Consider the following 8,267-nt stretch of genomic DNA (forward strand, 5'->3'; position numbering starts at 1 on the left):
CAATGAGATCACGGGACCTTTTCAATACGGGCTATATCTGGAGAGATTGACCGCAGCGGTAATCGAGGACAATGCGGTGACGATGCGTGCCACTTCCTGGAGTTCCTCCTACACGCTGGAGCTGACCGAAGTGGAAGGCGCTAGCCGTGTGGTTGGCAACCGGCTTTTTGGGGCCCGTCAATATGGTCTGAATATTAATTTTTGCAATGCGGTGGAAGGATCGCCTGCACTGGTAGCGAACAACATGATCGGGAGCAGCAGCAGTGGTCAAACGGTATTTTTGTATTACAACACGCATGTGAATTTTTACCACAACTCGGTGCTGAACACCTCGAGTGGAGAAGCGATCCAATACAACGGTCTGGCTTCTGCGGGCAACCGGATCAAGAACAATATCTTCCGAGCCAACACAGGACAGGCGGTGTATGTGAGCAACAGTACAGGCTTGCTGGAGATGGATTACAATGATCTGTTTACCTCGGGCACTTATGTTGGTCGTTGGGGAAACAACTACGCAGGAGACGTACTTGAATGGAGATCACTTTCCTCACTGGATGCCAATTCCATCAGTTTTGATCCACAGTTTGCCAGTGACACGGACCTGACGGCGAGTTCTCCTGCTTTGGCCAATGCGGGTGTCCCTCTGGCTGAAGTGACGACGGATATCAACGGAGTTGCCAGAAAAGCCACGCCAAGTATTGGCGCGAATGAATACGATTCGGAGGGGTTGAGCCCACTTTCGGGAACTTACACGATAAATCCTTCGGGGACAGGAGAGCGGAATTTTACCTCGATCCAGGCCACGGTGGATGCCATGATTCTGAACGGGGTGGACGGTCCGGTGGTGTTTGAGATAGCCTCGGGTACCTATGAGGAGCAGGTGCTGATCAACGACATAGCCGGAGGTTCATCGACCAACACGGTGACTTATGAACCGGCCACGGGCAACTTGGGTGACGTGACGATTCAGTTCAGTTCTACGGTATCTGGGGATAATTATGTAATCAGACTGGACAATGCGAGTGATCTGATATTCAGGAATCTGAACATTCAGGCGACCAATACCTCCTTTGCCAGAACGGTTTGGTCGGTAAACAGGCTGGACAACATTCTTTTTGAAGGCTGCAGGATGGAAAGTCCGGACACAGGCAGCACGAATGCCGAGCTGGGCAATGTCCGTTTGGAACCGTCGATTTCAACGAGTGTCAGGTTTATAGACAATCAGCTTGCAGGAGGAAGAATGGGCATGTATTACCGAGGTGGAAGTTCGAGTTCCTACCGAGCGCCTGGTTTTGAGTTCCGGGGAAATGAGATCACGGGATCGTTTCAATACGGGCTATACGTGGACAGGTTGACAGCTGCGGTTATCGAGGACAACGCAGTGACGATGCGCGCCACTTCATGGTCTTCCTCTTACACTATGGAACTGAATGAGGTAGAGGGGGCGAGCAGAGTGGTTGGCAACCGGCTGTTTGGAGGGCGACAGTATGGTTTGAACATGACTTTTTGCAATGCGGTGGAAGGTTCCCCGGCATTGGTGGCCAACAACATGATCGGGAGCAGCAGCGGTGGTCAGACGGTATTTTTGTATTACAACACGCATGTGAATTTTTACCACAACTCAGTGCTGAACACTGCTGCAGGGGAGGCAATCCAATACAACGGCCTGGCTTCTGCGGGCAACCGGATCAAGAACAACATATTCAGAGCCAATACAGGTCAGGCAGTGTATGTGAGCAACAGTACGGGCTTGGTGGAGTTGGACTACAACGATCTGTTTACCTCGGGGACAAGTTTAGGAAGATGGTCAAATACCTATGCTTCTGATCTTGCTACCTGGAAATCTATTTCTTCTCTTGATGCAAATTCCTTAAACGAAGACCCTCTATTCGTGTCTGACACGGATTTGACGCCACAAAATCCAGTACTTACCGAGGCCGGATCTGATTTGACAGACTTTATTTCTACAGATATTGATGGAAATCCAAGGACTGTTCCGGTAAGTATTGGGGCAGTTGAATTTGCCCAAGCAGGTGAGCCTTTGATCGGAGAATATACCATCGATCCAGCTGGTTCTGGCGAGCGTAACTTTATATCTTTTGCAGCTGCCTCTGAGGCTTTGAGACTGAATGGGGTTGCTGGCCGAGTGGACTTTTTGGTGGCTGATGGTACTTACGAAGAGCAATTGAATTTTGGAACGGTACCAGGTTCCTCCTCGGATTTCTCCGTGAATTTCAAGTCAGCAAGTAATGATCCTATGGCGGTAGTCATTGTCCATACAGATACCTACACCCTAAAACTGGATAATGCAGAAAACTACAGCTTTTCCAATTTGACATTCAAAAACTTGGGTCTTGCACAAGTGATTCAAGTAAGAAAACGAGCTGTCAATCTACTTTTTGAAAACAACCTAATAGATAGCCCTATAACCACCACGACTTCTGGTGTAAGGGGAGGAATAGATGTTTCAGGAACTTTCACAGAAAATATCAGAATTCTGAAAAACAATATATCGGGTGCTGCTTATGGAATATATGTAAAAGGTGCAAGTTCCTCATCTAGGGCTGGACAGGTATTGGTTTCTGAAAATGAGTTAAGTGAAGTCTATTTCCGCTCTATCTACCTAAACTATACCCAAACTCCTGAAGTGGTGGGAAACACAGTCACTACTACTTCCACAGCAGATCAGATTGCGATTCTTTTGGAAAACAACTCCGGAGGATCATTGGTGAAAAATAACCGGGTAACTAGTGTGGATGGCAATGCGCTTCGAATTGTCAATTCAAGTGGAAATGGGTCAGATCAAAACTTGGTTTACAATAATTTTCTTCAAGGACAAGGGAGAAATAGGACAGTTTACCTTTCCAATACCACTCATCTTTTATTATATCATAATGCTGTTTGGAACCAAGGAAATGGAGCAAGTTTGGAATACGCTTCCAGTGGATCAAACAATCAGTTGGTAAATAATATCTTCCAAGGAACAAATGGTTATGCAGTCCGAATAGGCACAACTGACGCATTTACTACAATTGATTACAATAATTTATATACCACAGGCTCATTTCTTGGTCGATGGGGCAATACTGATGCTTCTGACTTAGAAAACTGGAAATTGACTTCGGGTCAAGATGCTAATTCGCTTACTGTGGATTCACAATTTATCAGTGTTTCAGACCTGACACCTCAGGAAGAGGCTTTGGCTGTAAATGGTACAGATTTGACAGCTGTTGTGTCAAAAGATATCAATGGAGTTCCTCGGTTTGTCCCAATCAGTATCGGTGCTATTCAGTTTTTCTCTGAAAGCGGGAGGGATTTGGCTTTGGTAGAAATTTCGACACCTAACTCTGCCTGCTTGCTTACGGATCAAGAGGTAGTGACAGTCAGGATTTCTAATGTGGGAAGTTCTTTTGCTGGAAATATCTCTCTTTTTTATCAAATTAATGAGGGAACGGTGGTGACAGAGTCTTTGCCAGCATCTGTGGTATTGGCCCCTGGTCAAACTTATCTCTATGCTTTTGAAGGATTGGCGGATTTCAGTCTTAAGGGAGATTTTACGATAGTAGCCGGTATAATAGAAGATGATGAGGATCTGACTAATAATTCTCTAGAAAAAAGCCTGAGGCATTTCCCTGAACCAACCGTTACACTCACTGAAGACCAGGTTATTTGTAGGGGTAGTGGAGTAAGCCTTTTTGCAACTGGAGGAGTATCCTATCAATGGAGCAATGGAGTTACTTTTGATGGTCAGTTTGTACAACCTGAGCAAACCACTACCTATTCCGTATTAATCACGGATGAAAATGGTTGTACCCTTGAGCGTTCTGTAACAGTGACCGTAGAATCGGTTCCTGAAATTCTTTTTGTTGGTGAAGGAGAATACACTGACAGCTTCGTTTCTCCTGAAGTTGGAACCAGTGCTACTGAGTTTGTCTTTAGATTCAATTATGTGGAAAGTTCAGGCTATTTGCCTGAGTCTGGATTTCCTAAACTCACCTTGAGAAGTTTCTTGGAGACCCGGGAACTGATCATGGTGGAAGAGGATGCAACTGATCAGGATGTCACTGACGGAAAAATTTATCGCGTAAGTGCTTCGAACCTAACCGAAGATGGAGATTGGCAAAGTGAGATTAGAGTAAAACATACCGAAGGCTGTGAGGTCTCAACTGGATTTACTTCGCTTCCATTGGTTTCCAGTGATTTGCTTGATGTGGCTATATTTGCCGGAGATATCGATTTTAGCAATGATGAACCTGCTTTAAATGAGCCGTTTACCATAACTGGGACAATCCGAAATACCTCCGATTTTCCTGCTGAGAATTTTAAAGTTTCGCTCTATGTTGATGAAGATTTTATCGATTCGACTACCGTATCATTTTTAGAAGCACAGTCTACCACTGAAGTTGATTTTGATTATAGCTTTACTACTCCCGGCTATCATGAAGTTAAAGTAGTGCTTGATGAAACTGAGGCTCTTGATGAAAAAAATGAGTTGAACAATTTTGCAATTCGATTCTATGCACTTCCGGAAGGGATCAATGTTTCTGCTTCACTCAACAGATCTGTAATATATCCCGATCAACTTATTACACTTTCCGGAGTGGCAAATTACTTCGGTTTAGACCAAACTGTCACTCCAAAGGTTTCTGGTTCTACCGTTAGAATATTTGTCAGTGATGGAAGGTTTTTTACAACGAATACGAACTCCAATGGAGGATTTAATCGATCTTTTGCCGGTCCATTGGACTTGGGAGTATATACCCTTACCGGTGAAGTGGATGATGGACGCTATATTCAACCATTTGGTCCACTTACCTTCGAAGTAGTAGAAGATGATCGAGATGCCACGCCATTACCCAATTTGGTTTCCTCTATTATTTTGGAGAAAAAAGAGGGCAGAGATCATTTCGTAAGAACTGAATCGATCAATGGAGTAGCAAAAGTTTCCAATGAGGGGAATGCCCCAGCTGAAAATTTTGTGTTCAGATATTCTTCATGTCAGGGATTAATTGGAGAAGTACTTATCCCAATTCTTCAACCTGGTGAATTTATAGAATATCCATTCGTCACCTCTGTTCTCAATGATAATTTGGTTACAGAATGCTTAGGTTCCGGAGAGGTATGTAGGTTTACAGCAACTGCAGACGTTTTTGGAACTGTCACTGAAACTTTGAAATCAGATAATAATAAAACTCAAAGCTTCAAAATTTTTGGAGAAAAATCTGATTTAATTCCTTTTGAAGGATCCTTACCCAATGGTTACCCAACAACCTTTAATCTTGAAGATAATTATAATTTCAGAATCTGGACAAGGAATATCGGAGGTTTTCCGGTTCAGGATCCATTCCTTATCAATGTTTATATAGATGATGTATTGTTAGATTCTAGATTAATTTCTGATACGGTTAATGTTTGTAACTCCATACGAAGTTATACGCTAAGCAATTTATTCGAAGATACTGAGGATAAAGAGATTCGTATTGTGGTGGATGATCCAATGGGTAGTGGGGCTATTGATGAATATCGAGAGGATAACAATGAAATAAAATTTACTGTAAGATACAGTCCTAAAAAGCCAAATATCACGGTTTTCAGTCGTTATGTAACCGTTGAGCCGGCCTATCCGGCAATTGGTGAGTTATTTAAAATAAAAACTCGATATCAAAATACCGGTACTACTGATCTTGTTTTGCCCTATACCAATTCATATACTATAAATAATGATGGAGTAGAAGTTGTTTTTGAGAATCGGATTTTGGATACATTAAAAGTACGTGAATTTCAATCTGATAGCATTTTCACAAGTATTCAGTCATACGGGAATAATCAAGTTCGATTTATGGGAGATTCCAATTTTGAAATTGATGAATCAAGAGAAGCAGATAATGATTATAATGGTCTTCTATGTGTTGAACTTAGTCCATATATAGACTCAATTTTTGATGTTTGGTGGGGTGGATTCCAAATTTATACTCAGCAAGATCTTCGAATTTCAGTTGAAAATAAAGGATTATTTGAAGCTAAGGACGTATCAGTTAAATTTTATCTAGATGATGTATTGATTGCATCCGATTTCTTCGATATAAGGGCAAATTGGTATAGTCCAATTCGAATTCCCTATATTTTTACGGAGGCAGGCACATATACTTTAAGGGTAGTCCTCGATGAGGAGAATAAATATATTGAGTGCAATGAAGATAATAATGAGTATAGTCGTCAAATCACAATAACAACTCCTGGTCCTGACTTAAAAGTTGAGTCTCAGTTTATTTCTCCATCTAAGCTAAATCCAGACCTAGATGAAGAAGTGAATTTCTTTGTTTCATACCAAAATATAGGCGTAGTGCCTGCTGGTCCTTTCAAAGTCCGATTGTTGGTAGATGGTATTCAACTAGGTGAGGATGTAGAGGTAAATGGTGTAGCTGCTGGAGAAGATGGAACGGTAGCCATCACATCACCTTATTCATCTTCAATTGGAGGATTGAAATCCGTGGAAGCTATTGTCGATGTGTTAGAAGTGCAACCTGATCCGGATAGAAGAAATAACTCCGCGGTAAGGAATATTTTTGTTGGAGATGCTCCTAATCTTCGATTTGCAGGCTTGTTATTCAGTAATGATTGCCCGGAGAGTGGTGAGGAAATTACTGTTACGGCTAAGGTTGTCAATGAAGGTGATGTAGGAACAAACGCCACCTTGAAATTTTATTATAAATCAGGAGAAGTTCTTGACCTCTTTTCGGAAGAATCTATTTCTGTAGATCCAAGAGATACAATTGAAGTGAGTGTTCCTTTAATTTTGCTGAGCAATACTTTTAATATCTATGCTGAACTTTCTGGAGCCAATCCAATCGAATTTAATGATTTGGACAATACAATTGAGCAATCCTTCTGTCAAGAATTAGCCCAATTTGGCTTGAGTACCAGTGTTATCGGTCAGGGCATTGTTCAAAGAGAACCTAATCTTAACTTTTATAATGAAGGTTCGGAAGTGAAGCTCACTGCAATACCTGCAGAAGGTTGGAGTTTTGATCAATGGTCAGGAGATATCTCAGGTAGTCAAAATCCTTATCAGTTGACTATAAATCAGGAGTCTAACGTGGTAGCAGAGTTTAGTGAAAACTACCGAATAAGGCTAAAAGTCACAAATGAATCTTGTTTTGAAGCGGCAGATGGGCGTCTTGAAGTAGATATTTTTGCCGGACTAGCTCCTTACACTGTAGAATGGTATAAAAACGGTGAACTTTTGTCTGATTCAGGCAGAATCATCAGTAGCCTTTCTGCAGGGGTGTATGAGGTTCGAGTCACTGATTCTAATTCGGTTACTTTGACAGAGCAGGAAGAAATCATTGTGGGTGACTTCCAATACCCAATCGTGGTAATTCCTTCAGATGTTTCTGTCTTCTTGGATCAAAACGGTCTAGGTTCACTTTCCATTGAAGAAATAAATGATGAGTCCTTTGATAACTGTGGAATAAAATCCAAATTCTTTAATGACGGCTTATCAACACTTGAATTCAATTGTACAGATGTAGGACAAACTATTTCAGTTGATTTCAAAGTTGAGGATACTAATGGAAATGTATCTGTGAAAACCTTCAATGTAACTGTTCAGGATCAGGTGAAGCCAACCATCTCCAATATTCCTGCCGATACCACGGTTAACAATAACCCAGGCGCATGCGGAGCTGTGGTGACCTGGACCGAGCCGAATGCTGCGGACAACTGTGAAATTGCCAGCCTAAGTGCAGATCACACCTCAGGTGACTTGTTTTCGGTAGGCGAAACCACAGTGACTTATACGGCTACGGATATCCACGGCAATACCGAGACGGCGAGCTTCACGATAAACGTTACGGACAATGAGCTTCCCGTCATTACAAATGTTCCAGCAGATATCTCGTTGAACAATAACGCAGGCGTATGCGGAGCTGTGGTGACCTGGACCGAGCCGAATGTAGCAGACAACTGTGAAATTGCAAGCTTCACTTCTGATCACGCATCAGGCGAGTCGTTCCCGGTAGGCGAAACATTGGTGACCTATACAGCTACCGATATCCACGGCAATACCGAGACAGCGAGCTTCACGGTGACGGTGAATGACACCGAGAAGCCAGTGATCTCAAATAATCCATCAGATATCATTATTGACAATGATCTGAATACTTGCGGAGCGGTGGTAAGCTGGACCGAACCGCAAGCAACAGACAACTGCGGAATAGAAAGCTTGGCTGCTGACCAGGCGAACGGATCAGTCTTCCCGGTTGGAA

1 protein-coding gene is annotated in these 8,267 nt (G+C 42.6%); it reads left to right on the plus strand.

Annotated elements, in window-relative coordinates:
* A partial coding sequence (locus BLQ57_RS21265; protein WP_175444681.1) for a CARDB domain-containing protein occupies nucleotides 1–8,267 on the plus strand: 8,267 nt, incomplete at both ends.

Origin of the sequence: Algoriphagus faecimaris (assembly GCF_900101705.1) — a bacterium.
GTDB classification, from domain to species: domain Bacteria; phylum Bacteroidota; class Bacteroidia; order Cytophagales; family Cyclobacteriaceae; genus Algoriphagus; species Algoriphagus faecimaris.